We start from the raw sequence: 24321 nt of genomic DNA, 5'->3' as shown, positions 1-24321 counted from the left end.
GACAGGAACGGGGCGTCACATCCGCTTTTCCGACGACAAGCGATCACCTGAGCCGCGTCCAACACTGATCGACACGGGAAACAGCTAGAAGCTACGAGGGGGGGCTGGACCAGTGCTGCTTTGCAAAGTATTTGTTCTTGGCCGATAATACACGGATATGCAGAGGCGCACGGTGGAACGAATCGAGAGTTGGCCCTCCCGTCAGTTCACACAGGGGGAAGTTGGACTGCGTGACCTGGCGAGTGCCGGATTCAGCGGGGCCGTACACGCTGGCGCATGGATACTCATGTCCAAGGGCCAAAGTGTCGGTGTCTTCGACGGTGATGTCGATGAGATAACATCTATCGGAACGATTTACATCAGTCCTGATCCGGTCCTTCCGGTGCTTTTTTCGATGTTAGAACAAGAACCCGTTCGGAGTAGCTCTCACCACACTTCGCGGGTTCCGATCAAGAACCAAACCAACGCGTTTGACGATTGGAACGGTCGTCAGGAGTACATCGGCTATCTTCAACTGTCCTCCGGTGGGGACGAATACTACGTCGTGTACGATCAAACTGGATCGGAGAGTGTCGCGTTCGTCGGAACCGAGGATCGGTTTTTAACCAACGAACAGGCCGATACCATCGGTCACACTATCACCGGCGAGTACACAGTCGCGGTCGCTCCCATCGCTCCAGCCCCGGTCTCGAAGCCGAAGACGAGCGAATCGGCTTCTGATACGTCACCTAGCGCGCTTCCGGGACAGTCAGAGCGTCTGGTAACCGATGGTGCAAGCGAAAGCGTCGAGGATCTTCGACGACGCATTACCGCGCTCGAACGCGAACGCGACGCGCTTGAGACCGAACGGGACAACCTGCTTGAAGAGCGGGACCATCTCAACACACGGATTTCGCGGTTACAAGAGCAGATCAACGAACTCGAATCGGCGTCACCATCCTCAACTACGTCGTCCTCGACATCCCGTGATACGACGGAGCTGGTTCCCGAGAAAGCACTGTCAGGGACTTCGTTGTTCGTCCGGTATCATACCCAAAACCGGGCGACGCTCACCGACGCGTATCACGGGGAGGCTCCCCCAGAGGAGGTAAACGACAACCTCACGCTCGAACACCACACGAGCTTCGACGCCGAAAACACGGTCGTCGAAGACGAACCGTTCGAACAGTTTCTCACTGACTCCATCGAGTTCGATGTCGTCTCGTGGATCGTCCGAGATCTGCTTCACGTCATCTACAACGCGGGGTACGAGGACGATTTGGCTGAACTGTACGACTACCTCCCGGATATCGACCGGGCAGCACTTCACGCGCGCAACACCGTTGACGGCACGTCGATCTACTTCGACATCGTCTGTTTCGACAAGCGGGGTGATCCGCTGTTGGTGGTCAACATCCACGATTCGAACGAACCAACCACTGAGTCGGAACTAGAAACGTTACTCGACGACGCGAGCGTGGCGGCGAGCCAGTGGCCAGTGACAGGCGCACTGCTCGTTACCACGAGTTACTTCGAATCTGATGCGCTCACGGTCGCCGACGACGCTACTGCCGGTGGGGGGGGATTGTTTAGCAGTTCTAGTCGGGCGAACTACGTCCGCCTCTCCAGAAAGAGCGGATTCCACCTCTGTCTCGTCGAAGCACGCCAGCGGCAGTTCCACGTTGCGATGCCGGATCTCTGATTATCCTTCTACTTCCGCGACCTCGTCGATTTTCATTCCGCTGAGCTTCTCAGTGATCTCATCGAGTTTTCCGTCGAGATCGCTGACGAACTCCTCGGTCCGATCGGTGGTGATCGCTCCTTGGCTCGATGGCTCGATCAGATCCTCCTCTTCGAGAACGCGAAGCGAATACCGCACCTTGTGGTGGGGATAGCCGGTCTCGTTGGACATCTTTACGATTCCGATCGGCTCGTTCGTGATGACCATTTTCAGCACCTGTAAGTGCCGTTCCAGCATATCGACTTCCTTCTCCAGTCTATCTATCATGGCACTTGTTAACTTGTGTTTGATGCTTTTAAATGTTGCTGTCTTCTCGAAAAACCTAGTTGTCGTGTGGTGTTTCCTCCCCGGTATACCGGTTGTGGTTCGGACTACCGATCGGCCGCGAGCCACGAACAAGCCACTCGATCGTACGGACGGTTCGGGAACGTTTAAATCGATCACAATCAGGGAGAACGCACGGAGTGTTTTCGCACACGGTAGTAGGTGACGCTGGTATCGAAATCTGTTTAGCGCGGTGGCAGGAACGTCCGCGTATGACTGTAACCATCGTCGGCTCACAGCTAGGCGACGAGGGCAAGGGCGGTATCGTCGATCTGTACGGCGATTCCGCGGATGTCGTCGTTCGATACCAAGGTGGGGACAACGCGGGCCACACCGTCGTGCACGACGGCGAGACGTACAAACTCTCGCTCGTTCCGAGTGGGGTTGTTCGTGGTACTACGGGAGTGCTCGGCAACGGCTGTGTCGTCAATCTGGCGACGCTGTTTGAGGAGATCGACGCCCTCAGAGAGCGCGGGTTGGAGCCGGACGTTCGGATCGCCGCGCGCGCCCACGTGATTTTGCCCTACCACCGCGTGCTTGATGGCATCGAAGAGGAAGCGAAAGACGATCTTGCAGCGGGAACGACCGGCCGAGGAATCGGGCCGACGTACGAGGACAAAGCGGGCCGCCGGGGCATCCGCGTCGGGGATCTGCTCGATCCGGAAGTACTCCGCAAACGGCTCGACTACGCTGTCTCTCACAACCGGGCGCTCGCAACGGAGGTGTACGGCATCGATCCGGGCGAAGCGTTCGACGTCGATCACTTGTATGAAACGTGTCGGGGCTTCGCTCAGCGGCTCGAAAACAGGGAGATGGTAATCAACGGTGGAGAGTTTCTTTCTTCGAAGATCGATGACGGCGCAACTGTCATGCTAGAGGGTGCACAGGGAACCGCTATCGATATCGATCACGGCATCTATCCCTACGTTACGTCCTCCAATACCACTGCAACCGGTGCACCGGCGGGGACAGGGCTTGGACCAGCGACGGTCGGCAACGGGGAGATCGTCGGCATCGTGAAGGCGTATCTTTCTCGCGTCGGCACCGGACCGCTTCCGACGGAACTCGGACACGTCGAGGGACAAACCCCCTCTGACGGCGGAGATACGGCGGCCAGTGACGTTGCTACGTACATTCGGGACGAAGGTGGGGAATACGGAACTGTCACGGGTCGGCCGCGCCGCGTCGGCTGGCTCGACATGCCGATGCTCCGACACGCGGCACGAGCGAACGGATTCACCGGACTCGCCGTGAACCATCTCGACGTACTCGCAGGGTTGGAGGAGGTTCAGGTCGGCCACGCCTACGAACTCGATGGGGAGACACTGTATTCGATGCCATCGACCACCGAACGATGGGGGCAGTGTGCGGTCGTGACGAAGACGTTCGAGGGCTGGCCCGAAATCGATTCCGCTGTCGTCGAACAGGGATACGAGTCGCTCCCCGACGCTGCACGGACGTATCTCGACTACATCAGTGAGGAGTTGTCGACGCCGATCTACGCGGTCGGTGTCGGCCCGGGCCGATCAGAAACGATCGTCTGCGAAACCCCGTTTTAATCGTCCCGACCCGGCACGCTTTTGCGTCGAAGCGTCGAGTGAACAAGTATGAAGGAGACGCTAATGGACATCCTGTGTTGTCCTCTTGACAAAGAAGCGCTCGAACTCGAGGTGACCCAAAAGGAACCGAACCAAACGGAGACGGAAATCATCGACGGAGAACTCGTCTGTACCGAATGTGGCACGGAGTATCCGATCAATGATGGAATCCCGAACTTGTTGCCGCCTGACATGAGAGAGTGAGGCGTGCCTGAACCTGTACTTTTTTTACGCCCACACCCATTTAAGTAACCCGTGCAGGGTAGTCTCACCGTCGATGTCAATCCCGAAGGGATGCACACGCTCAGGGTTCCTGAGAAGTTCGAGACACAAGGAGCGTTCGATGTCGTCCTACGGAATCACGGTGAGTCGACCCACGTGTACCTCAATCTCGACGCGGACTTGTCAGAGGTGGCGAATCTCGACGCAACTAACTACTACATCGAACAGGGGGAAACGCTCTCGCTTACGATTCCGGTTTCATCGGGCGTAGCAGTTGAGGGTGAGTTGACTGTTGCGACTGCATACGGCAGCGAAAAGCGGTTCGTTCCGGTCTCCATCGAACCGACCCCACCAGATCATTCGTCAGTCAACGTCGATTCGACGCTGTCGGGATCGCGTCGTCCGCGCCGGACGAACGGATCGGGGCCGGCCCCCTCTCCGTCACCGCCCGGGGCACAACCGACCATCGACGAACAGACGATACGACGGGCGCTGCCAGCGGTGGTGTTCGGAACGATCGCTATCGCACTCGCCTTCTCCTCTGTCCTCGTTGCTGGCGGATTGCGGATCGTTCTCGGCATGTTGGCGATCTTCGCCGGGACGATCGTGATCGTGCAACTGTCCGATTGATTCCGATCGTTTTGAGTGAGGATACACTGCTATCCAATTCCACAACACATTTAACTGACTGGCCAGTTAGTGATGACGCGGTTTAACTGGCTAGTCAGTTACTGCGACAACAATGTCTGAGGACACCACGGAGGAACTGATGGGAGCGACTTACCGGGCGTTGTGTAAGCACGGCTACGCGTCGCTCCGGATGCAAGATATCGCGGACGAATCGACCAAAAGCAAAGCAGCACTTCACTACCATTATGAGAGCAAACACGATCTTCTCGTCGCGTTCTTAGAGCATCTTTACGAGCAGTTCGAGGCAGACATCGGAGCCGACTGCGGTGACGATCCGGCAACACAACTCGTTACGTTCGTCGAGGATCGGCTCACTCCACGGGGGGACGGACAGAAGGAGTTCCAAACAGCGCTTCTCGAAATCAAAGCACAAGCGCCGTACGATGAGGCCTACCGCGAACGACTGACGGAATTCGATCAGCTCATTTTCGATCGACTCCGTTCAATACTCCAGAGAGGGATCGATCACGGTGTCGTCGACGACGAGATCGAACCGGAGGATACGGCCGCGTTTCTGGTCGAGCACATCAACGGTGCGCAACTCCGTAACGTTACCGTCGGTGCCTCGCTGGAAACGGCACGCCATCGGCTTCGGACGTATCTCACGGAGCAAGTTCTGGTAGCGTCCGAAATGGAGCACAGCGACGAATAACTGACAACGGAGTCCCGCCGTCCGATCGATTACCGTTACCGCTCTAGGATCGCTCGGAGCGCGAACGAGAGGTTTTCTCGGCGTTCGATAACACGCCGGAAAAAATAGGACGCCCATTTTTCGCCGTATGGAACGTACTGGTAAACGTCGTATTCCTCCGCGAGTTCGGTCTGTGCATCCTCCCGGACCCCCATAAGCATCTGTATCTCAAATGCGGTCCCGTAGGCGTCGTGGAGTTCGATAGCACGGTCGATCATCTGGGGATCGTGACTCCCGACGGCGACCGCCCCGGCGCTCGTCTCTGAAAACAGATATTTGAGGTGGGTACGATACTGTTCGTTCACCGCCGATCGGTCGGTGTAGGCGACGGCTTCCGGTTCGTCGTAAGCACCCTTAACAAGTCTGATCGTCCCAGGAAGATCGACGAGGCGGTGGAGATCCTCTTCGGTGCGCCGGAGATTCGCTTGGACGCAGACGCCCATCTCGGGGTACTCTGTGACGAACCGCTCGAACGCGTCCAGGGTTGCGTCCGTCGTCGTCCGATCCTCCATATCGATCCAGACGAACACTCCCATATCCCGGGCGGTTTCCACGATGGTACCGAGATTGTCCTGAAACGTCGATTCATCGATCCCAAGCCCGATCTGTGTCGGCTTGACGGAGATACACGCTTTGAGGTCCGTCCGTCCGATATCCCGACACAGCTGTCGGTAGCGATCCACATCCTCACTGGCCGCCGCTCGATCGTGATAATGCTCTCCAAGCACGTTACAAATGGTGTATATCCCCTGTTCACGCGACTGACGCGCGTGTTCGAGCGCCTCCGCTTGAGTTTCCCCAGCCACAAACCGACTCGCAATAGGTGGGATCATGGCGGCAATTACTGCCGTACCACACATATCCTCACTGATTCCTCTCAGTGGATGCTATTCCATCGATGGATTCTTACGCCGACAGCTGTCGGAGATCGATCGAACCGTTGTTCGTCTCGAAGGTGAGCGTGTGCATCCCATCTCCCAGCGTGCCCGAAACGGTCGTCGGGCCGTCTTTGGCGAGCGTCACCCCGTGTAAGTCGATGGGAGTATGGCTAGTGGTCGCTGTGATGGCTGCGTTGAGGTCCTGTCCCAGCGCGGCGTCGATCCCGCCATTGTCCGTACGGACGGCCACGTCGCCCGTGATCGATGGGACGTCGATCTCGATCGATCCGTTCGACGCCGTTGCGTTTCTAAGCCCACCGATGTCGCGTGCAGTGATCGAACCGTTGTTCGTCGAGAGCGCGACCGTTCCATCGACATTTTCGATCGAGAGGTTTCCGCTTTGGCTCGTAAGCTCAGGATCGCCGGCTGTATCCCGTACCTCGATGGAACCGTTGGTCGTCCGGAGTCGCTCGATCGGTGCCTCGTTCGGGTAGTTGACTGTCAACGACACGTCTGCCCGCTCGGCGTTCGTGTGATCGTATCCCGTCACCACCGCGAGTTGGTCGTCGGAACGATCCGTCTTCACCGACACCGCCTCGACCGACCGTTCTGTCGGACCACGGATCTCGATGTCGATCGTCGCTGTGGTCTCCTCATGACCTGTTACGGTCACTGAGCCGTTGGGATTATGAACCCGCAATCTCGTTTTCGAACCGACATCATGGCTCCGTCGTTCCGTCCGCGTCGTTCGAATCCCGTTGCCGTCGTTGACTTGCAACGTTGATAGACATCCGCCGAACATCCCTACGCCAGCCGTAATCCCAGTGATGAACGCTCTGCGCTCCATACACGAACATACGATTTATCAGTGAAAAACTCTACTGAAATAATAGGATGAACTGGTTTTTGTTCCGAGTGGATACGCCCACATGGGCAAGAGCGAGGCGGTCGTAGAACGTGAAACGAAGCGGCCAAAACCCTGCTGATCGAACGATCGGTATGGCCGCCACAACCCGTCGTCGAATCGTGAAAGACCACCCGAAAGCCATCACGGGTGTGCTCTCCTTGCTCGGATACGCGCTGGTGTTGGGTGCGTTCGGGGGGTTCATCCCGCTGTTTCCATCCCTTTCCGAAGAGACTGTCCTCCTCTTTTCGGATCTCATCGCAGTCGTGAACTCGTTCGCGCTGGTGTCGTTGCTCACAGGCTGGTATTTCATCCGGACCGATCAGGTGTCTCGACACCGCACTGCGATGTTGTTCGCGTTCGCGCTCATCTGTGTGTTTCTGGTGCTTTATCTGTGGAAAGTTGGCGGCGGGTTCGAAAAGAGTATTCAGATCAGCGACGGGCAGTTTCTCGCGGCGTACGGGTCGATCATCAGACCGCTGTATCTCCTCATGCTCGCTGTCCATATTCTTCTCTCGGTGGTGGCGGTCCCCGTGGTGCTGTACGCCGTCGTCTTGGGTCTCACGCACACGCCCGCTGAACTCGTCGACACCGCTCACGCCCGAGTCGGACGCATCGCCGTCATTTCGTGGTCGGTCAGTCTCGCGCTCGGGATCGTCACGTATTACATGTTGAACCACGTCTACGGGTGGGTGCCACGCGAGGCCACAGAAGTACTCCTGTTGTTGGCGGTGCCTCGTCTGGAAATGCGGTAATGCGTCAATCGGTTCGTGGGAGTGCGACCGCTCCCACTGCGACGAACAACAGCGTCAACACGGCGAGAACGAGGAGATTGCCGTAGGCGTCTGCTACCGGTCCCATCGTCGCGGCTCGCACGCCACGCGCAAAATATGAAAGCGGCGAGAGATTGAGCGCCGGTTGGAACCACGTCGGGAGCAGTGACGGCGTGATGAACGTTTCTGAGAGGAACAACAACGGGAGTGCGATCGTGTTGCTCGCGGCGATGACGCCGTCTTGGGAATCGGCAATGGAACCCAACACGGCTCCGAAACCACAGAACAACGCCACTCCAAGGACGATAAACGGAACGAGCAGCCACGAAAACGTGATCGTCGCTCCCGTGATGGTTACCACCAACCCAAGTATGATGAGGCTCGCGACGCCGATGATTCCGACGTTGACGAGGGTATGGGCGAGCAACCACTCTGCACGCGAGAGTGGCGTCGTTGCAAGTTTCTCGAAGCGGTTGCCCTCGCGGTGACGCGCGACTGAGCTCCCGACCCGGGAAAGCGGCGTGAACAGCACAACGACCGCGAGATAGCCGGGCACGTAGTACGCGGGCGGTTGTGCGAACAGCCCGCCACCGGTCGGTTGGGTCTGAACGAGCGCACCGAAGATGAGTATAATAATAACGGGAAAGAAAAACGTGAAAAATACAGCCGTCCGTCTGCGGACGAACGCTCGGAACGCGGCTATCGTCTCGGCGCGAACGCGGCGTATGATCGTCATGGTGTCGTACTCTCCTCCGTTCGGTCGGCGTTAGATGCGGGTGTCTCAGTACGAGACGTCCCGGTCAACTCCAGATACACTGATTCGAGGTCCGGCTGTCGCCACGACAGCGCGTCGTAGTCGATCCCTGCGTCATCGAGCGCGTCGAGCACGTCCCCGATCGCACGTGGCGTCACGCCGTGGATGGTGAGCGTACGGCCGGTGGTATCGACGCCGTTTCCGATCGGTTCGGTTGCACGTTCGGCCGTGTTGGGATCGACGCTTTTGGCGAGTTCGACTTCCAGCCGATTCGAGCCCCCGTACGCCTCGATCAGCGTCTGTGGTGGTCCGGTAGCGACAAGCGATCCGTCGGCGAGCAATCCGACCGTGTCGGCGAGATATTCGGCTTCCTCCATGTAGTGGGTGGTGAGCACGACAGTTGTGCCGTCGTCGGTGAGGCGTTCGAGGAGCCGCCACAGGTCGCGTCGACCCGCAGGGTCGATCCCCGTCGTCGGCTCGTCCAACACGAGCAGCTCAGGATCGTTTACGAGCGCGATTCCGACACAGACCCGCCGTTGTTGTCCGCCCGAAAGCGACTCGTACCACGTGTCCGCCGCGTCTGTCAGCCCGACGTCTTCGAGCACTGCCGTTGGAGATCGAGCCTCCTCGTACAGCCCCCCGTAGTACTCGATGAGTTCCCGGGCTGTGAGCCGCTCGGGCGGGGCGAACGACTGAGGAAGCAGCCCGATCCGCTGGGTGTCCGTCCGTTCCGGTGGCGCACCCAACAGCTCGACTGTGCCTTCGTAGTCGGTCGTCCCCGTTAGCGAACGGGTGAGCGTCGTTTTTCCCGCGCCGTTCGGACCGATGAGCGCGAACACCGTCCCTCGATCGACGGAGAGCGACACCCCATCCAGGGCAACGGTATCCCCATACTCACGCCGAACGTTCTCGGCGTTTAGAACCATATCCGAACCGAGGTGTGGTCCGGGCGTAAGGCTTCTGATCCACCTTTTTTCCGCTCGGCGAAGCCCGGCTGTCGTCGGCCGCAGGCCGACTGCCCGAGGAGTCCTCGAAAACGCGCTGCGTTTTCGGGAGCGCGAAAATCGAAGATTTTCGTAGCCTTCGCTCCTCGCTGCTTGAGGCGCTACGCGCCTCTCTGGCTCTCACTCGCTGTCACCGGGCTGCGCCCGGTTGCTTGAGGAACTTCGTTCCTCTCTGCGCTCGCGAGAACGCAACAAAGATGGGAAAAAGCCGCTCGCTACCGCTCGCGGTCTACATCATACCGCTTCGCCACCGCGACGATATCGCCTTACTCACGCAGAGCGTTTTCCGCGTTCAGAACCGTATGCAAAGCTCCTACTGAAGATACTTAGCAAGTTCTATCAATCATATCTTTTTGAATGTGCCGAATGCATTTTAATGATACAGCATCCACTATGGAGTAGGAAGTGCCCGATCGCAGAAAGTCGTCGGCTCGTGGAACGCTCGTATTGCTGTTCTCCGGCTTCCGTCTCCCGGGAGCACTACAGCCGCTCCCGAACTGCCCGCGTGATCTCGTCTACGTCGTAGTCGTCTTCCTGTTTGTCGAACACGGTATCGCCATCGACGCTGACTTGGAACACGCCGTGCTCGCCGGTCACCAACGCGACACGGTCGAGTTGCTGGCCGAACGAGGACAACAACGCGTGTTGTACCGTCTCGGCTCGGTCCAGAAAGCCACACGGGACGCAGTATTCGATCTCGACGGCGGTCATGTTCCGAGCTTGGTCCGCAGCTGGGAAAAACTCCCCGCCGTCGGCCGCCAGACGAGCAGCAACACGGTAAAAACGAACACGACCGTCGAGAGCGCGTACGACTGACGGGTAGCGACCGCTACCAGTACGCCACCACTCCCAACGACCCCGCTGACCGTGGCTGCGATCAGTGGAAGGACACAGGAGACACAGGAGAACAACCCGAAGATCCCCATCGTCGCGCTCCCTGTGGCGTCGAGAACGGTCACGTAAACGAGATAGGCGAGCGTAAGGTACCCGACCACTTTGAACGGGAGCAACGCGAGCCGGATCAGCTCCCCGCTGTACAACACGGCCGGACTCCATCCCGGTGGAAGACTCACGAACTCGATCCGGAGTCCGGTCGCCATCTCACCCATCCCCGGCCCGTAGAGTCCGCCGAAAAGACCCAACACGAACAGATACCCGAGTGCGATCAGCCCGCTAGTGTACTGTCTGGACCGGCTCGCTGTGGGCGTCTCGGTCCGGCTGAACGCCCAGAGAGCGACGTTGATCCAAATAAAGGGGTAGACGTAGCTCCAAACGCCCGTCGGTGTGACCGGCGCGATCAACAGATAACTACCAACCAACAGTATCTCGACGTTGATCACGATCGACCACCGCATCACCGTCTTGATGTCGGGCATCCGATCGCCGACGACGGCGTTCACATCCATCCTACAACACCATCATATCGATAATGACAGCGGTGAGGATCGCCCCGAGATAGGCGTTCGAGGCGTGAAACGCTCGGAAGGCCGCCCGATCGGTCCGCTCGCGGTGAAGGCGAACGACCGTCCAGAGGAACACTGCTCCAAGCGAAACCGTCACGGCGGCGTACAGCCAGCCGAGCGGGGTGAGCGCAGTCAACACGATTGCGGCGAGCAACGTCGCCACGAGGTAGTAGACGATGTGTTTTCGGGTCGTGCTTTCGCCTCGAACGACCGGCATCATCGGGAACCCCCCACGCTCGTAATCTTCCTGATAGGCGAGCGCAAGGTTGTAAAAGTGGGCCGGCGTCCACAGGAAGATGACGCCGGCTAGCACGAATCCGGGCCATCCAATGCTTCCGGTGACGGCGGCCCAGCCGATGAGCGCCGGGATCGCACCGGCAATTCCCCCGATGACCGTGTTCTGGACCGTATTGGGCTTCAACACGAGCGTGTAGACCACGCTGTAAAACACGACCGCACTGAAGCCGAGCAGGGCAGCCATCGAGTTCACTTGTGCGAACAGGACGATCGACGCGATCGTGAGCAGTACGCCGAACGCGATCGCGTTGGTGACCCCGACGGTGTCGGTCGCAAGCGGTCGGTCTGCGGTTCGAGCCATCCGCCGGTCGATGTCCCGTTCAAGCACGTGATTGAACGTCCCACTCGCGCCGATCGAGAGCACGCCGCCACCCAGCGTCAACACCACCGTTTCGACCGATAGCGGCTCCGCTTCCGTTCCTGCGGCCAGCGCCATCCCTGCCGATGCCACCAGACAGAGCAGCCACATCAGCCGTGGCTTCATCAATCTGTAGTACGCCCGAACAGTCGCCACCACGCCCGTCTCGGTGGACTGCCCCGAAGCGACCGATTCGGAGTTGGCTGGTACCGAACGGTCGGACTGTGACGTTCGGTCGGCCGGTGGTGCCGTCGATCGGGTTTCGAACTGGCCGGTTTCGGCTTCGAGTTGCCACGCGAGCGCGAGCGCAAGTGACACGAAGATCGCCGCTCCCGTGAACAGATGTACCTCGGCGAGTCCGCCCCGCACACCGGTGGTTGCAACGAACGCACCGACGCCGATCTGGATGGGATACAACACGAGCACGACACAGAGCGCGCGTTTGACACGAGTGGTGGCGTGCGACCAGCCGACGACCGTTGCGGCGACGATCAACCCTGCCACGATCGCCGCGGTCAGTCGATGTCCGAGGGCGATCGTTACTTGCAGATCACCGATCGGTCCCGAACACAGCGGCCACGTCGAACACGCTCGAACGGCGTCCGCGAGCGCAGCCGTTGCCCCGACGACGACGAGTAGATACACACCGACGAGCGCGGCCACGAGCAGCTTCGTAAATCGCGGTGATGGGGATTCCGTGGACACTACGTGTGACTCGGAAGCGTTCATACTTATTCCCCCGCTTTTTCGTTTCCTGACCGACGTGTGTCGTCTTGGCCGCAGTTCAGCAGGTATTTACCGCCTGCTATCTAACCGCCGGGTATGACTGCCACGCGGATACGGAGGGCGGTGGGTATCAGTGTCGGTCTCGCACTGGCCACCTTGTTCGTCGCTCCGGCAGCCGCCCAGCCATCGATCAACTCAAAGCTGATCACCGATCTCAACAACAACCTGTTGTATGCGGCGGTCCCGATCACGGTGCTCGTCGAAGTGATTCTCATCTACACCGTGTATCGGTTCAAAGACAGCGGCGAAGCCAAACCCACACAGGAGAACCGACGATTGGAAATCACGTGGACGGTCGCAACGGCTATCATCCTTCTGTTCGTCGGATTGGCCTCCACACAGGTGCTTGCGAGCAGCTACATCGGCGCTCCCACCGCCGACTCGCCCTCCACCGAGGGCGGAAACGTCGAAGGATTGACGTACAACAACACGAGTGGCGCGTACGCACCGACCGAGGACAACGCCGTACAGATCGAGGTGGTGGCGTACAAGTACGCCTGGACGTTCAACTACATCGATGCCGAGGGTGATGTCACGAGCACCAACACGCTCGTCATCCCTGAAGATCGACCCGTGTATCTCCATCTCGTCTCTCAGGACTGGCTTCACTCGTTCCACGCCCCGGATCTCGGACTGAAACAGGACGCCTTCCCCGGTCAGTACAACACCATGAAAACCAAGGCGACGGACCCCGGCACCTACCAGCTTTACTGTGCGGAGTACTGTGGCGTCGGTCACTCCCAGATGACCGGCACCATCGAAGTCAAAAGCCAAGCCGACTACCAGAGCTGGCTCGAACAACAGCAATCGAGTAATGAATCGGGTAACACGACGGATGGAAACGCGAGCAATCAGACCGCAACGAACAATCAAACCGCACCCGCGAACGAGTCGGCAAACACCAGCGCACGGCTCGCTTGAAACCTCCTCGTAGTTGTAGACGACTGTTTTCTGGCTCAGTATTGGTATTAGTATTAGTTTAGTATTTCGCGTCAGCGCCTGAGGCAGCGTAGATGTCGTCTAGGATCCGATCGCGGCGGATCTTCCAAGCATCGAATCCTTCGATGGAATCTGGATAATTCTCGTAATGTTTGAGGAGTCGGTCCGCGAGCCGTTTGGTCGAGTAGAGGTCGAACAGCGTGTCCCAGTGGCCGATACTCCGATACAGTGTTTTGAGCGCGATCTGGGGGCCGATGCTCGTGCTACCCGAATAGAGGGCTTCGGAAAACTTCTGGGTGGGAACCGCGGCGAGCAGCCCGGTGAGGTCGTCGAGATCGTAAGCGGTGATAAAGATGTTGTACACGTCGAGCGCGGCGTATCGGGCACCGAAGTGTTCCATCACCCGTTTGTTGTACTCCCACAGCGCCGATTCCCCAACGTCGCCGGATTCGATCGTCTCGATGGCCTGTTCACCGGCGTACTGACCGGCGTAGGCTGCCCCGGCGATTCCGCCGCCCGTCGTCGGATTGACGTGACCCGCGGCGTCACCGACCGCAAGAAAGCCGGGCGCGACCGCCGAATCGTACGGCCGCCGGGTCGGGAGGGCTGCCCCCAGCTTGTCCGTGACGCGTGCGTTGACGAACTCGTCCCGTTCTTCGAGATCTGCCCTGAGTGCCTTGACGAGTTTGATTGGCTGTTCGTTCATCTGGAAGCCCAGCCCGACGTTGATCTCCGTGGCTGATCGTGGGAAGTACCACAGGTAGCCAGCGGCACGCTCAGTCGGTTTGAATACGAGCGCGTCGTCCCATTCGACTGGCTCGTCGACCTCAACGATTTCGCGGTAGGCCGAGCAAAACTGTGAGTAGTTCACGTTGGTGTCGAACGTCGCTCCCGAGAAGTCGGCCTTATCTTGGAGCAAGGACAACGCGCCTGCACCGTCGATGACGACATCGGCCAGATACTCGGTCATGGAGCCGTCACTGACTGCCGTGACGCCCGTTATACGGCCATCATCCTGGAGCACGTCTTTGACCACCGTGTCGTAGTGAAAGTCCACTCCTCGTTGCTCTGCGCCGTCGATGAGGAGACGGCCGTACTCCCAGCGGTCGAGAACGGCCAGTTCACCGGGCACTGGAATGTCGAGTTTAGTGTTCTCCGAAGGAAGTTCGAGCCGACCATGATCGACGTGGGTGTTCGAAAATGCCGGTTCGATCTGCGATTTCGGGATCGCATCGGGAAAGTTCGCAGCGCCCTTGATCGCGTCGCCACAAGCGATGTGGCCCGCCTCCTGTGCCGTCTTGCGTTCGAGGATGGCCACGTCGTAGCCAGCTCGGGCGACTGTGGCTGCAGCATAGCACCCCGCAGTACCCGCACCGACGACGACGACATCGTAGGTGGTCATACTTCACAGAGATTCCCCAGTAAGAAAACCGTTATCGATTCTGTGGTCAGTTCTTCACCGTTCGGTTTCTGTCTCCGGATCGATTCCGATCTTTTGCTCCGTCCGTTCGCGCCACTCCATAGCGTTCTCGGGAGTATCGGTCTCTAGCAACCGGGTGAGCTTTCGATCGAACTGCTCGTCAGTGAGATCTCCGCGAGCGTAGCGCTCACGAAGCGTTGTGAGAGCGTCCTGTGTCGAGGACGGGTCCGGATCATCTGCGCTTTGCTGTTCTCGTCCTCTCGTCCATTCGGTCGCCGTGGATGGCTGTGTGATGTGATCGTCGTCGAGCGTCGAGGGTATCGTTCCGTCGGTGAGAATGGAAATGAGCGGGACGAACACGACGAATCCCAGAATCCAGATGAGAAAGAACTGCTCGCTCCCGGCGAACATAGCGACGAATCCACCTCCGAGAACGAGCAACGATGCGATCTCATCGAGCCTGTTCCAGGCTCGTTTACGGGGAGCACTCATGCCCGATGAATACGTCGGTAGAATAATAAATCCGTTCACTGGAACACCGATTCCGTTGTCGATCGCAACTCCAACAACTGTTTAGTGGTCCCTTACGAACCCTGTCAGTATGACCGAACACACGGTGGAGTTCGTCGGAACGGGCGAGACGATCACAGTTTCGGACCGACAGACGATTCTGAGCCGGTGTATCGAGGAAGGGATCGCTCAAGAGTACTCCTGTCGGGTCGGGATGTGTTTGGCCTGTTCGGCGGAGATCATTGAGGGAGAGGTCGAACAGACCGTCGCCGAGAAACGAGGTCTCACCGAGGAGGAAGCCGAATCCTACGCTTTGACCTGTATGGCACGGCCGCTCTCGGATCTCAAGCTTCGTCGGGGTGTGTATCCACCGAGCATCGAAAACAAGAGCGAAGCGGGCGACCTCGCCTCTGCTGACGATTAGTCCAGACTCAAATATCCCCGCGTATTCACGCGAGTGAGTTTAAGCGTAGCGACTAGCATGTTCCGGTAGATGTCCGAAACTGATACGATTCAGTGTCCATGGCACGATGAGTACGAGGAGTTCGGGATCCCGCGTTCGCTCGAGCCGTATCCCGACGAGCCGGTCCACGATCTGTTGTACACTGCCGCAAACGAGTATCCCGACCAAGGACTGGTACAGCTCGGCGAGAAGTACACTTACCCGACGGTGCTCGATCATACCGAGCGACTCGCCACGGCGCTTGCGGAACAAGGGGTTGGAAAAGGCGACCGTGTCGCAACCATCCTTCCCACATCGGTCCAGTTCATCGTCGCCACGTGTGCCATCTCCCGTGCTGGCGGCGTTCACATTCCCAACGATTTCCTCGACGCCGAGGACGATCTCGTTTATCGTCTCGAACAGGGCCAACCGTCGGTACTCATCGGTCAGGACAAACACCGAGACCTCATTTCCCGACTGCAATCGGAGCTCGACATCGAGACCGTCATTCTCACTACTGTCGACGACTACTCACCCGACCCCCCTGCCGACCACGACGATCTCGACGGTGTGGAATGGTTCCGTGACGTGATCGCGGCGACCGATCCCGATCCCCCTACTATCGACTTCGATCCCCCAACTGACATTCACACGCTCCTGTTCACTGGTGGAACGACTGGCCTCCCGAAGGGTTGTCGGCTTTCTCACCGGAACATCTACGCCAACGCGCTTCAAGGCGTCGCCAGCCAGTCCCAGATGGCCCAGCTCATGCGTGGCCAAGAAACGGCCATCATGGCGCTTCCGTTGTATCACTCCTATGGCTACTCGGTGATGCACTCGCTGCTCGAACTCGGGTTGAACATGCTGTTGGTTCCCGATGCGCGAGACACGGAGATGATGGTCGAAATGATCAACACGTTCGGCGCGCTCATCATGCTGGGTGTTCCCACGCAGTTCATGGAACTCGTCGATGAGGAACTCGAACAGGATATCATCGGCATCTCCGGTTCTGCTCCGCTGGCGAACAAAACCCAACAGGAGTTCGAAGAGAAATCCAAGGGGATCTCACAGGGCTACGGTCTCTCTGAGATGTCTCCCATCACCCACTTCAACGCCCGGGGGCTGCTCGACATGATAACGGGGGAATCGAGCGCCACCGACACGTTCGATCATCCGACGATCGGCGTACCGGTTCCGGACACGGAGGTGAAACTGATCGATGTAGACTCTGGTGAGGAGATCTCCATCGAGGAGGCCGTCGAACACGAACGAGAAGGCGAGATGTACGTCAACGGACCACAACGGATGGTGGGCTATCTCGACGATTCGAAATCGGCGTTCGACGAAGAGGGGTTCGTGGCGACGGGCGACGTGGTGAAAATCGATTCCAGCGGTCGATTTTACGTCGTCGATCGCGTGAAGAACATGATCAACGTATCGGGACTGAAGGTGTATACGGAGGAAATCGACGACGTGCTGTACGATCATCCCGACGTTCGACGGCCCGCGACGGTCGGCATTCCCGATCCGGACCGCCCCGGCAGCGAGCGCGTGAAGATCTACATCGAACCCCAACCGGATGTCGACGATCTTGATGCTGAGGAGATCCGTGCTCACCTAGAGGGGAAGGTTCCGCGGCAAGCACTACCGGAAGAGGTCGAATTCGTCGAGGAGATTCCTCTTACCGATATCGGAAAAACAGATAAAAAAGCGCTTACGGAGTGATTTGGATCCCATCCACGATGGGGAACGGATCCTGTAGGATCACGTTTCGTCTTGGTCGGTACCACACCACTGGCAAAACGATACGTCCGGGTCGAGCTGGCGACCACAGCTATCACACCGCTGTATCCCCTGTCGTTGCTCCATCAACAGCCGGTTGTTCATGCGAGCGATGACGTAGGCGTCGATGGCACTGGCAGCGAGGACGAGATAGACCGGAAGGAGATCCATCATTGGAAGCGCGGATACCGAGGCTGAACCAGGGTTCACCACGAGCGTCGATGCCGTCTGTAACGTCTCTTCAGGAACGAACCACCACGAGGTGAGGAACGAGGCGAAAAACCACCCGGCTGCGCGCCACCACCGCCGAAGATACACGTGTCCGAACCCGGTACCGAGAACGCCGAGCAACGCCGCAAGCCACGGCCGTTTCCACCGAATCTGCTCCATACAGTAACTAGTCCATCAATCAACTATGAGACTTTCGTCCGTTGCACAATAGGATCGGTACTAACTATACTGGTTATTCTCGCCATTCCCGCGTTCACCGGTGAGCGCGGTGAGAATAGCGGAAACCCAACCGTCCTTATTCGAACTGCTCGACGGCCTGCTCGTAGCGTGCTGCCGGTTCCTCCCAGTCGACGACCTCGAAGAAGGCATCGACGAAGTCTCCGCGAGCGGGACCGTAGTCGTAGTAGTAAGAGTGTTCCCACACGTCGAGCGCGAGGATCGGGTGGGAACCCCACAGCGCGCCCTGATCGTGCTTGTCGACCACGACGTTCCGGAGCTGATTCGAGAAGCTGTCGTACACTAGCAGCGCCCAGCCGCTCGCGTCACCAGCAGCGGCCTCGAACTCGCCTTTCCACGCTTCATACGAACCGAAATCCTCTTCGATGCGGTCGGCGAGCGCCCCGGACGGCTCCTCGCCGCCTTCCGGCGACATGTTCTGCCAGAAGAGATCGTGAAGTACGTGTCCACAGCCGTTGTGAGTGACAGAGCGGATCGCACCGGCCGATCCGTCGAAATCCCCAGATTCACGGTTTTCAGCCAGCGTCTCCTCGGCACTGTTCCAGCCGTTCACATAGCCCTGGTGGTGGGTGTCGTGGTGCCACGTGAGCACCTGCTCGGAGATGTGTGGCTCTAGCGCGTCGTACTCGTACGGTAGCGGTGGTAGCTCGTAGCTCATAACGTCAGTTCAATCCACGACCGCACCCACTTTGAACGTTTGCTGAACTCCATTTTAGTTGGATTGTATACAATTCATCTTCGTTATGTCAGGTAAAGGTAGTACTTAGTGATCGGTTTATAGCCCGTACCGTCCCCGACGTTGACCACTCTATCATCGATAGCGTTTGGCGCTGTTAGGTCCCCGGATTCATCTTCGCTGGAGAAACCGTACACAGGATGTAAAGGAATCTGACCGATTCGCCCAGCTAATCGTCCGCCTCGGCCGCGTTGTGCTGGTTAGCGGACTCCCGGAGGTCGTCAGAAACGGCTGGTACCTCCTCGGTGCCAACTGTTCCCTCGTCTTCGATCTCCTCGAGGGATTTCGGAAACGTTCGAAGGTCGTAGTGGATCGCGATACCCGCTTTGGCTCCTTCGCCCATCGCTACGGGGATCTGGTTGTGGCCGGGCGTGAGATCGCCGACAGCGTAGACGCCGTCGACGCTCGTCCGTCCGTGGTCGTCAGTAACGACGGTGCCGTCATCGTTCAGTTCACAGCCCAACGTCTCCGCCAGTTCGTTGTTGTACTCCGAGCCGTACATCGGGAATCCGCCTCTGTACGCTCGTCGGGTCCCGTCCTCGAACGTGAACGCTTCAAGCCAGCCGTCGGTGCCTTTCTCGGTGCCGGTTACGTCGGTGTCGACGATATCGACTGGGTGAGCACGGAGCTGTCGATCGGTCTCTTCCCCCCACGTCGGTTCTTGCCCTCGAGTGAGGAGATCCACGTCGTCGGTGAAGTTGAGCATGATCATGGCGACGTGAGCAGCACTTTCGTCGTGACCCATCACATAAACTGGTTCGTCGACGAACATGTACGCATCACAGTGGAGGCAGTAATGCAGCCCTCGACCGGTTCGAGGCAGCGGTGGCTCAGGACGCACGTCAGAGAATCCGGTGGCGAGAACGACGCGCTCGCTGTCGAGTTCGGCCTCTTCGGTCACCAGTCGGAACCGATCGTCGACCCGCTCGATCGATCCGACGAACTCACGGCGGTAGTCAGCTCCATACCCTTCGATCTGTTCGATCGCCGTTTGGAGGAATTCGTTTCCCGACACCGATTCGGTTACACCGATCACGTTGTGGGTGTCGAGCATCATTGCGGCACGTCCACCACCGCGATCGATGAGGACTGTGTCGTGTCCGAGTCGTGTGGCGTATAGCGCAGTAGTCAATCCGGCAGGACCCCCACCGACGACCGCTACGTCGTACACTGCGTCGTTCGTCATAGTTGTTCGAACGTGTTCCCCAGTCATAACCTCCTGGATACGAGTGAGCTACACGCTTCCGGCGAAACACGTTTCCGTCGAGGCGTAAAACACGGTTCCATGGCGTTCGATCCCGCACCGGACCTCAGTGAATCCGAAGTCATCGAACGAGTCGACGCGGCCATCGAAGACAACGAGATCGTCCTCTTCATGAAAGGCACGCCGCTGATGCCCCAGTGTGGGTACTCCCGGCGAGCGTTGGGACTCATCAACCAGCACCGCGATGACCTCGAAACGGTCAACGTACTCGATGCGCTCGATGCGTACCGAGCAGCCCTCGAACGACACAGCGATTGGGAAACGATTCCACAGGTGTACGTCGATGGGGAGTTCATCGGCGGTAGTGACATCCTCGCGGAACTTGACGAACGAGGCGAGCTACAACAAACCCTGACGACTGACAGTAGTTGACGACACATATATCACCACTACAACACGTGTACTCCTATATATCACACACCACGACGAGATAGTGTCGAGTGTCACATCTGTCTGTTTGTCGACTTCTGTGGTGTGTGGCTCGAAAACAGTATAAGTGACGAATCCATAGAATGGACCGACCAGTTCCGGTCACGGGGATGCCAGTGCCCCGGAGAGCACCTGTCATAGCTATGACCAGCCACGTATACACGCTTCACTCGACGCTCGAACTGCCACTCGAAGACGTTCATTCCCATTTTGAATCAGCTGATCTACCAGTCGAAATCGACGAAGTAGAGATCACGCGGCGAAACAACACCCTCATCCTCAGCGCCGTCGCGGCCGAAGACAACATTAGCAAGTACACGCCGACGGCACAGCTAAAAGCCAGTGTCAGCGAAAATCGGGTGTATCTCGACGAAGAAGAAGAAGAGGACCCAGACTCGTTTGGCACGTCGACCTCTCCGAGCGGTCCACAATGGGGAGCGTTCGGACAGCAAGAAGAAGAAGAGGAACGACCTTCGGAGCTCGTCGAATACGCCTGCTTTAAAGGCGATCGAGAAACAGTGCTCCAGAACACGGCACTCCAGTATCCGATGTTCGAGGTGCTCTGTGATCTGGCTCGCAACGCTGAGAAAGGAAATCTCACAGCGATCACCGCCGTTAACGGGCAACTCGAAGCAACCCGAATCGTCGATGGCGAGGACCGGCCTGCCACGATCGAAGTACGGGAGGATCCGCACGACTCGTCCGCATCGAACGGCGTCGATTGGCGGAACAACGAATTCATCAGCTAACCACGATACCGCTCAGCCGGAACCGTTGCTCTCTACAATACGCTCCTTCAGCCTGTCGTGTGTTATCTATTCACGGTCTGGAACGCGGCCGAAAACAACTTTAGGCTGGTAATAATATCTAATTACGATATGGTGGAGTTTCCCGAGTATCTCGATGTCGCGTACGACGACGGTGAAGGTGAGCAGCCCTCTGATTACCCGGCGCTTGAGGACAAGATCGAGAAGGCCATTGAGGTCACCCGGATCGGTCTCGAAGAGTACGAGTCGCCCGCGGTGATGTGGACGGGTGGGAAAGATTCGACACTCACGTTGTACTTCGTTGCTCAAGTCGCACAGGAACACGGGCTTGAGGTACCGCCTGCCGTGTTCATCGACCATTTCCAGCACTTCGATGAGCTGATGGGCTTCGTGGATCGGTGGGCAGACGAATGGGATCTCGACGTGATCTACGCCCGCAACGACGACGTCGGCGATCTGGCAGACGAGCCGGGCGAAGAGATCGCGGTTTCGGATCTGAACGAACAGAACCAACATCATGTTCGTGAGATTCTCGAATACGAGGAGGACACGTTCCCGTTCTTGCTCGATACGTACGTCGGGAACCACTTGTTGAAGACGGTCGCACTCAACGAGACGCTCGAATCCCACGGGATCGACGGCATCATCTCGGGCATTCGGTGGGACGAACAGGAGGCACGCGCAGACGAGACGTTCTTCAGTCCGCGCCACGATCCCGACATTTACCCGCCACACGATCGGGTTCAGCCGATTCTGCAGTTCGAAGAGAGCGCCGTTTGGGACGCGTTCTGGAACTACGTCGTTCCGGACACCGTCGAGGAATACCCGATGGGCCACGTCCCACAGGACTACGATGATCTCCCGAACGGCCTTGATCACGCCGATCTCCCTGTTAGTCCGAAATACTTCGAAGGGTTCCGCTCGTTGGGTAGCGAAGTGAGCACGGACAAAGCCGACACCCAACCCGCATGGCTACAGAACTTAGAAGAGACGACAGAACGCGCCGGTCGTGCGCAGGACAAGGAAGATCTGATGTCCCGACTGCGCGATCTCGGCTACATGTAAGGTCCCGGTGGAAGCGGGCTCCCGAAACGACTGGCTTTTTTTGCTATACATCGAACAGGTGGTGTGACCGGGCGATGACCATCGCAGAAGAGCGGATCGATCGGCTGCACGCGCTCGCACGCACAGCCGTTCGGGAGGGCCACGAGGACCGCGCGCGGACGTACGTCCGGCGTGCACGCCGCATCGCAGAACGAAATCGGTGTGGACTGGATCGGTCGTTCAAGCGGTTTACCTGTGATCGGTGCGATGTGTATCTTCGGGCGGGCGACAACGCACGCGTTCGATTGCAGGACGGACACGTGGTCATCACGTGTTCGTGTGGTGCCCAGTCGCGGTATCCGTACCACTAGCGGTTTCTCTTACACGCTCGGGGTCGGGCATCCATCGACCATCACGACGGCTCGATCGGTCTCACGTCCCTGTTCGAGTCCGTGCTTTGCTGCCATTCCAGCTCGGTGGGTCGTTTTTCCCGTACCAACACCGACACGGAACGGAACGTCAGTTCGGCTCGTAACGCGGTCGATCACGTCGTGATATGTTTCCTGATCGAGTGGGGGACAGATCGCTACCACGTTGTCACCGCCGACGAAAAACGCGAGCGACTCGTGTTCCTGATAGAGGTGCCGGGCAAGCGTTCCGTACCACTGCTGGACGGTGGTGTACACCTCGAACGCGTCGAGTCGGTCCGTGAGCCGATCGGTCGCGTTCTCGATGTCGAAGTGGCCCACGGTCACTTCTCCGGCGTCTGCATCGGCTGTCTCGCCCCGACAGGTCGCAGTTCGGGTATCATCCTGTGCACTGCCAGCAGCCCGGAGCTGTGCACTCGCCCCAGCGAGTGCCGCGCGTGGCGTATCACCGACATCGATACCGACGCTAACCGTCACCGGATATCGGTTTCCGATCGATGCCTGTAACCGCTCGTGAGCGTCTTGATCGAGCCGGTTGGTGATGGCGACGATGTTGTCCCCTCTCGTATAGAAGGCGTACCCTTCCCGGTCTCCGATGAACCCCGCTATTTCCGCGTACAATCGGGATTGGAGCGTCTGTAGATCCATCTCCGGTCGGGGTGATGGGGTGACGGTCCACGGTCCATAATCGTCGACCTGGAACACTGTCGCCTGGATCATCGTTCACTCCGATAGAGAACGATCAACTGCTGCTCGGCTCTCATCCACGTCCCTCTCCCCGTGTACATCCTTCGTAGTGAACGAGGAGGACACTCGACAAAAGCGTTCTCAAATCCGTTTCCAGTTCCATATTCGTGACGTCGGAGCGAACGGGGTCGCCGGGATACTCGTCCGGTTTCCGAGCCGACACGCACAAGTTCGAACCGTTCGGTGGTTCGATATGGGCACACAGCGATCGGACACCGACCGGGCGACGCAGATCATCGACCGGCTGCTGGAGGCGTATCCGGATTCGACCATTTCCCTCAACTACTCCAACCGGCTCGAGTTGCTCATCGCGGTCATGCTCTCGGCCCAGTGCACCGACGAACGGGTGAACACGGTCACCGCCGACCTGTTCGAGAAATACTCATCGGCCGAAGCGTTTGCCGAGGCCGATCAGGACGAACTCGCCGAGGACATCTCTTCGATCACCTACTACAACAACAAAGCCGAGTACATCCGGAACACGTGCCAAACGATCGTCACCGAGTACGACGGATCGGTCCCGGACACGATGAGTGATCTCACGGAGCTGTCCGGCGTCGGTCGCAAAACCGCAAACGTCGTCCTCCAGCACGGTCACGACATCGTCGAGGGGATCGTGGTCGATACGCACGTCCAACGCATCTCCCGACGGCTCGGTCTCACGACCGAACAGTCTCCGAAACGGATCGAAACGGATCTCATGGAACTCGTCCCTGAAGAGCACTGGCAGCAGTTCACCCATCTCATGATCGATCACGGTCGGGCGACGTGTACGGCGCGCAATCCCGCGTGTGCGGACTGTGTGCTCGAAGACCTCTGTCCGTCCTCGAAGCTCGACAATGACGTGGATCTCGCTAGCAACGAACAGTGGTGAACGCCTGAG

General features: G+C 58.4%; 28 protein-coding genes. 14 read left to right on the top strand and 14 right to left on the bottom strand.

Annotated elements, in window-relative coordinates:
- The first annotated feature begins 157 nt into the window (after positions 1–157).
- Positions 158–1681 (top strand): DUF7527 domain-containing protein, encoded by a 1524-nt coding sequence (locus MW046_RS05310; RefSeq protein WP_247994522.1) that lies wholly within the window; start codon positions 158–160, stop codon positions 1679–1681.
- Here the strand turns inward: MW046_RS05310 and MW046_RS05305 are convergent, their stop codons facing one another.
- The gene (locus MW046_RS05305; RefSeq protein WP_247994521.1) at positions 1682–1987 is read right to left on the bottom strand and encodes a hypothetical protein; all 306 of its coding nucleotides are present in this window, start codon (positions 1985–1987) and stop codon (positions 1682–1684) included.
- Positions 1988–2256: 269 nt separating this feature from the next.
- On the opposite strand from MW046_RS05305, the gene MW046_RS05300 reads away from it, so the two are divergent.
- The 4 genes from MW046_RS05300 (at position 2257) to MW046_RS05285 (ending at position 5206) form a co-directional block, all read left to right on the top strand.
- Positions 2257–3603 (top strand): adenylosuccinate synthase, encoded by a 1347-nt coding sequence (locus MW046_RS05300; RefSeq protein WP_247994520.1) that lies wholly within the window; start codon positions 2257–2259, stop codon positions 3601–3603.
- A 48-nt stretch (positions 3604–3651) separates the two neighbouring features.
- Positions 3652–3846, top strand: a complete 195-nt coding sequence (locus MW046_RS05295) for a methytransferase partner Trm112 (RefSeq protein WP_247994519.1) — start codon at positions 3652–3654, stop codon at positions 3844–3846.
- Between the two features lie 51 nt (positions 3847–3897).
- Positions 3898–4494: a DUF7524 family protein gene (locus tag MW046_RS05290; protein WP_247994518.1), complete on the top strand. Its 597-nt coding sequence runs from the start codon at positions 3898–3900 to the stop codon at positions 4492–4494.
- 112 nt (positions 4495–4606) lie between these two features.
- Entirely contained in the window at positions 4607–5206 is a 600-nt protein-coding gene (locus tag MW046_RS05285) for a TetR/AcrR family transcriptional regulator (RefSeq protein WP_247994517.1), read from the top strand.
- A 35-nt stretch (positions 5207–5241) separates the two neighbouring features.
- Here MW046_RS05285 and MW046_RS05280 read toward each other — a convergent pair whose 3' ends face one another.
- A complete protein-coding gene (locus MW046_RS05280) occupies positions 5242–6078 on the bottom strand; it encodes a proline dehydrogenase family protein (protein ID WP_247994516.1) in 837 nt (278 codons plus the stop codon).
- A 73-nt stretch (positions 6079–6151) separates the two neighbouring features.
- Positions 6152–6970 carry a DUF4097 family beta strand repeat-containing protein gene (locus tag MW046_RS05275; protein ID WP_247994515.1) on the bottom strand — a complete coding sequence of 273 codons (819 nt, stop codon included), beginning with the start codon at positions 6968–6970 and terminating at the stop codon, positions 6152–6154.
- Between the two features lie 152 nt (positions 6971–7122).
- On the opposite strand from MW046_RS05275, the gene MW046_RS05270 reads away from it, so the two are divergent.
- Positions 7123–7782 carry a DUF420 domain-containing protein gene (locus MW046_RS05270; protein WP_247994811.1) on the top strand — a complete coding sequence of 220 codons (660 nt, stop codon included), beginning with the start codon at positions 7123–7125 and terminating at the stop codon, positions 7780–7782.
- Between the two features lie 4 nt (positions 7783–7786).
- Here the strand turns inward: MW046_RS05270 and MW046_RS05265 are convergent, their stop codons facing one another.
- The 5 genes from MW046_RS05265 to MW046_RS05245 all read right to left on the bottom strand — a co-directional run bounded on the left by MW046_RS05265 (position 7787) and on the right by MW046_RS05245 (position 12405).
- Positions 7787–8536, bottom strand: coding sequence for an ABC transporter permease (locus MW046_RS05265; RefSeq protein ID WP_247994514.1), 750 nt, complete (start codon positions 8534–8536; stop codon positions 7787–7789).
- Positions 8533–9480, bottom strand: a complete 948-nt coding sequence (locus MW046_RS05260; protein WP_247994513.1) for an ABC transporter ATP-binding protein — start codon at positions 9478–9480, stop codon at positions 8533–8535. Before MW046_RS05260 ends, MW046_RS05265 begins: the two co-directional genes overlap by 4 nt.
- A gap of 558 nt (positions 9481–10038) precedes the next feature.
- Entirely contained in the window at positions 10039–10269 is a 231-nt protein-coding gene (locus tag MW046_RS05255) for an Rdx family protein (protein WP_247994512.1), read from the bottom strand.
- Complete coding sequence (locus tag MW046_RS05250) at positions 10266–10964, bottom strand: DUF7546 family protein (RefSeq protein ID WP_247994511.1); 699 nt, start codon at positions 10962–10964, stop codon at positions 10266–10268. Before MW046_RS05250 ends, MW046_RS05255 begins: the two co-directional genes overlap by 4 nt.
- A gap of 1 nt (position 10965) precedes the next feature.
- Positions 10966–12405 (bottom strand): heme o synthase, encoded by a 1440-nt coding sequence (locus MW046_RS05245; RefSeq protein WP_247994510.1) that lies wholly within the window; start codon positions 12403–12405, stop codon positions 10966–10968.
- Between the two features lie 93 nt (positions 12406–12498).
- On the opposite strand from MW046_RS05245, the gene coxB reads away from it, so the two are divergent.
- Positions 12499–13383, top strand: coding sequence for a cytochrome c oxidase subunit II (coxB, locus tag MW046_RS05240; protein ID WP_247994509.1), 885 nt, complete (start codon positions 12499–12501; stop codon positions 13381–13383).
- A gap of 58 nt (positions 13384–13441) precedes the next feature.
- On the opposite strand, the gene MW046_RS05235 is transcribed toward coxB, so the two are convergent.
- Positions 13442–14803, bottom strand: a complete 1362-nt coding sequence (locus MW046_RS05235) for a geranylgeranyl reductase family protein (protein ID WP_247994508.1) — start codon at positions 14801–14803, stop codon at positions 13442–13444.
- Between the two features lie 54 nt (positions 14804–14857).
- Entirely contained in the window at positions 14858–15313 is a 456-nt protein-coding gene (locus MW046_RS05230; RefSeq protein WP_247994507.1) for an SHOCT domain-containing protein, read from the bottom strand.
- Between the two features lie 109 nt (positions 15314–15422).
- Here MW046_RS05230 and MW046_RS05225 point away from each other — a divergent pair, with 109 nt between their 5' ends.
- A complete protein-coding gene (locus tag MW046_RS05225; protein WP_247994506.1) occupies positions 15423–15755 on the top strand; it encodes a 2Fe-2S iron-sulfur cluster-binding protein in 333 nt (110 codons plus the stop codon).
- A gap of 69 nt (positions 15756–15824) precedes the next feature.
- Positions 15825–17498 carry an AMP-binding protein gene (locus MW046_RS05220; protein ID WP_247994505.1) on the top strand — a complete coding sequence of 558 codons (1674 nt, stop codon included), beginning with the start codon at positions 15825–15827 and terminating at the stop codon, positions 17496–17498.
- Positions 17499–17537: 39 nt separating this feature from the next.
- Here the strand turns inward: MW046_RS05220 and MW046_RS05215 are convergent, their stop codons facing one another.
- The 3 genes from MW046_RS05215 to MW046_RS05205 all read right to left on the bottom strand — a co-directional run bounded on the left by MW046_RS05215 (position 17538) and on the right by MW046_RS05205 (position 19945).
- A complete protein-coding gene (locus MW046_RS05215) occupies positions 17538–17945 on the bottom strand; it encodes a zinc ribbon domain-containing protein (RefSeq protein ID WP_247994504.1) in 408 nt (135 codons plus the stop codon).
- 136 nt (positions 17946–18081) lie between these two features.
- The gene (gene sod, locus MW046_RS05210; protein ID WP_247994503.1) at positions 18082–18681 is read right to left on the bottom strand and encodes a superoxide dismutase [Mn]; all 600 of its coding nucleotides are present in this window, start codon (positions 18679–18681) and stop codon (positions 18082–18084) included.
- Between the two features lie 247 nt (positions 18682–18928).
- On the bottom strand, positions 18929–19945 hold the full coding sequence (locus MW046_RS05205; RefSeq protein WP_247994502.1) for an NAD(P)/FAD-dependent oxidoreductase: 1017 nt from the start codon (positions 19943–19945) through the stop codon (positions 18929–18931).
- Between the two features lie 99 nt (positions 19946–20044).
- Between MW046_RS05205 and MW046_RS05200 the strand changes: the two genes are divergently transcribed.
- The 4 genes from MW046_RS05200 to MW046_RS05185 all read left to right on the top strand — a co-directional run bounded on the left by MW046_RS05200 (position 20045) and on the right by MW046_RS05185 (position 22634).
- A complete protein-coding gene (locus MW046_RS05200) occupies positions 20045–20395 on the top strand; it encodes a glutaredoxin family protein (protein WP_247994501.1) in 351 nt (116 codons plus the stop codon).
- Between the two features lie 200 nt (positions 20396–20595).
- Entirely contained in the window at positions 20596–21201 is a 606-nt protein-coding gene (locus MW046_RS05195) for a DUF7110 family protein (RefSeq protein ID WP_247994500.1), read from the top strand.
- Between the two features lie 129 nt (positions 21202–21330).
- Positions 21331–22284, top strand: coding sequence for a phosphoadenosine phosphosulfate reductase family protein (locus tag MW046_RS05190; RefSeq protein ID WP_247994499.1), 954 nt, complete (start codon positions 21331–21333; stop codon positions 22282–22284).
- A 74-nt stretch (positions 22285–22358) separates the two neighbouring features.
- A complete protein-coding gene (locus MW046_RS05185) occupies positions 22359–22634 on the top strand; it encodes a ribonuclease P protein component 4 (RefSeq protein WP_247994498.1) in 276 nt (91 codons plus the stop codon).
- Positions 22635–22643: 9 nt separating this feature from the next.
- Here MW046_RS05185 and MW046_RS05180 read toward each other — a convergent pair whose 3' ends face one another.
- Entirely contained in the window at positions 22644–23411 is a 768-nt protein-coding gene (locus MW046_RS05180; protein WP_247994497.1) for a GTP cyclohydrolase IIa, read from the bottom strand.
- Between the two features lie 220 nt (positions 23412–23631).
- Between MW046_RS05180 and nth the strand changes: the two genes are divergently transcribed.
- On the top strand, positions 23632–24312 hold the full coding sequence (nth, locus tag MW046_RS05175) for an endonuclease III (protein WP_247994496.1): 681 nt from the start codon (positions 23632–23634) through the stop codon (positions 24310–24312).
- The last annotated feature ends 9 nt before the right edge of the window (positions 24313–24321 follow it).

The organism is Halocatena salina, from assembly GCF_023115355.1.
GTDB classification, from domain to species: Archaea; Halobacteriota; Halobacteria; order Halobacteriales; family Haloarculaceae; genus Halocatena; species Halocatena salina.
Note: the sequence above shows the minus strand (reverse complement) of the source record. Positions and strands in the feature narration are given on the sequence as shown.